Here is a 1,725-nt window from a genome sequence, read left to right as displayed (position 1 = left end):
AAAGGCCGCATCCTGATGGCCCTGGGCGAATGGACTGCCGCCATGGACGAGCTGCTGGAAATCATCATGCGCGACAAAAAGTGGAACGACGAAGCCCCCCGCAAAGTCTTCATCGCCATCCTGGAGCTGCTCACCCCGCCCAAGCCCAAGGCCAGCGCCGATGCAGGCAACAAAACCGCAGGTGGCATTGAAATCTCCGGCAAGTCGGTCACCGAGCAAGACCCGCAGGCGCTGCTGGTGGCCACGTACCGTCGGCGGCTGAGCATGATGCTGAATTAATCAGCAATGTAGTAACATCACATCATTTTTATTTTGAGGTGTTGCCATGACTGTTACCACCCTCACCAGCCGCGAATTCAACCAGGATGCCAGCCGCGCCAAGAAGTGCACGCGCACCGGCCCGGTGTTCATCACCGACCGGGGGCGGCCCGCGCATGTGCTGCTCAGCATGGAGGACTACCGCCGGTTGACGGGCGCGCAGGTCACCCTGGCCGAGGCGCTGGCCCAGCCGCCGTCTGCGGTGCCTGATTTCGACTTTGAGCCGCCCCGCGCTGGTGGCCTGTACCGCGCCGCAGACCTGTCCTGATGTTTGTACTGGACACCAACGTCGTCTCGGAACTGCGTCGCCCCGACAAGGCGAATCCGCAGGTGCTGGCATGGGCGGAGGCCACGCCGCTGGCCCACTTCTATCTGTCCGCGATCACGGTGCTGGAATTGGAGCTGGGCACTTTGTTGATGGAACGCCGCGATGCCGCCCAGGGCGCAGTCTTGCGCGCATGGCTGGTGGAGGCGGTGCTGCCCCGGTTTGAGGGTCGCATCCTCACGGTAGACACGCCGGTAGCCCTGCGCTGCGCCGGTCTGCATGTGCCCGATCCGCGTGCCGAGCGCGATGCGCTGATCGCCGCCACCGCCCTGGTCCACGGTATGGCCGTGGCCACCCGCAACGTGGCCGACTTTGCGCCCACGGGCGTACGGGTTTTCAAGCCCTGGAGCCTTGCTTAGGCCCCCCGCTTGCACCAAGCGTAATACCCCGCCCGCGTCACCTGGTAGTACTGGCACATCAGCTGCACAGAATGGGTGTCCCGGTTTGCCCCGATAAAGCGGAAGACTTCGGCTTTGGATCGAAAGCAAACCGGATGGCTTTTTTTAGCAGTTCGTGCTCCTGCTGCAGGCGTTTGAACTGCTGCTCCATGGCGCACAGGCGCTGTAGCTCCACCACCGCTTGCGTATCTACCGGGGCGGGCAGGCCGACCAGTTCGCCGTCGCGCACCTGCTTGCGCCATTTGGACAGCATGAAGGGGTGGATCCCCAGCGTGGCCGCCACGTCCTTGATGCGCACGCCGCTTTGCTGGCTCATCTGCACCGCCCGCAGCTTGAACGCGCTGCCGTAGCGGTGGATTTTTTGGGGGCCGGGCGTGGCCATTACACGGCTCCGGGCACAGGCCGACTGACCTGGAAGCTGGCATCCACGGCCTGGCGCTGCAGGGCGGGCAGGATCTCGGCCCAGGCGGCCCACACGCTGGGGTAGACCGGCGGGCACTGGGCCTTGATGGCCTCGTGCAGCTTAGGCAACTGGTGCCAGGGCACCATGGGCAGGCTGTGGTGTTCGATGTGGAAGTTCATATTGCAGTACAGCCACTGGAACACCGGGTTGGTCACAAAGGTGCGGGTGTTCAGGCGGTGGTCGTAAACGTCTTCGGCCAGGCCGGTGTGCTGGGTGGCGTT

General features: G+C 64.1%; 5 protein-coding genes. 3 read left to right on the top strand and 2 right to left on the bottom strand.

The annotated features are described in order from the left end of the window. The 3 genes from AC097L_RS23655 to AC097L_RS23645 form a co-directional block, all read left to right on the top strand. Positions 1-279 (top strand): tetratricopeptide repeat protein (locus tag AC097L_RS23655; RefSeq protein ID WP_479589183.1); only part of this gene is annotated, 279 nt, incomplete at its 5' end. A 46-nt stretch (positions 280-325) separates the two neighbouring features. Further along, positions 326-586, top strand: a complete 261-nt coding sequence (locus AC097L_RS23650) for a type II toxin-antitoxin system Phd/YefM family antitoxin (RefSeq protein ID WP_479589182.1) — start codon at positions 326-328, stop codon at positions 584-586. Then, positions 583-1,002, top strand: a complete 420-nt coding sequence (locus tag AC097L_RS23645) for a PIN domain-containing protein (protein ID WP_479589184.1) — start codon at positions 583-585, stop codon at positions 1,000-1,002. The genes AC097L_RS23650 and AC097L_RS23645 overlap by 4 nt, the downstream gene beginning before the upstream one ends. 58 nt (positions 1,003-1,060) lie before the next feature. Here the strand turns inward: AC097L_RS23645 and AC097L_RS23640 are convergent, their stop codons facing one another. Together AC097L_RS23640 and AC097L_RS23635 are read right to left on the bottom strand one after the other, a co-directional pair. After that, complete coding sequence (locus AC097L_RS23640; protein ID WP_479589181.1) at positions 1,061-1,423, bottom strand: transposase; 363 nt, start codon at positions 1,421-1,423, stop codon at positions 1,061-1,063. Next, positions 1,423-1,725: fatty acid desaturase (locus AC097L_RS23635; RefSeq protein WP_479589180.1), on the bottom strand; the 303-nt coding region annotated here is incomplete at its 5' end. The genes AC097L_RS23635 and AC097L_RS23640, both read right to left, overlap by 1 nt.

This window comes from Rhodoferax sp. RT5P35, from assembly GCF_056521385.1.
Note: the sequence above shows the minus strand (reverse complement) of the source record. Positions and strands in the feature narration are given on the sequence as shown.

Coding starts and splice junctions, on each gene's coding strand:
- AC097L_RS23650 (WP_479589182.1), top strand. CDS start 326: ATGACTGTTACCACCCTCACCAGCCGCGAATTCAACCAGGATGCCAGC.
- AC097L_RS23640 (WP_479589181.1), bottom strand. CDS start 1,423: ATGGCCACGCCCGGCCCCCAAAAAATCCACCGCTACGGCAGCGCGTTC.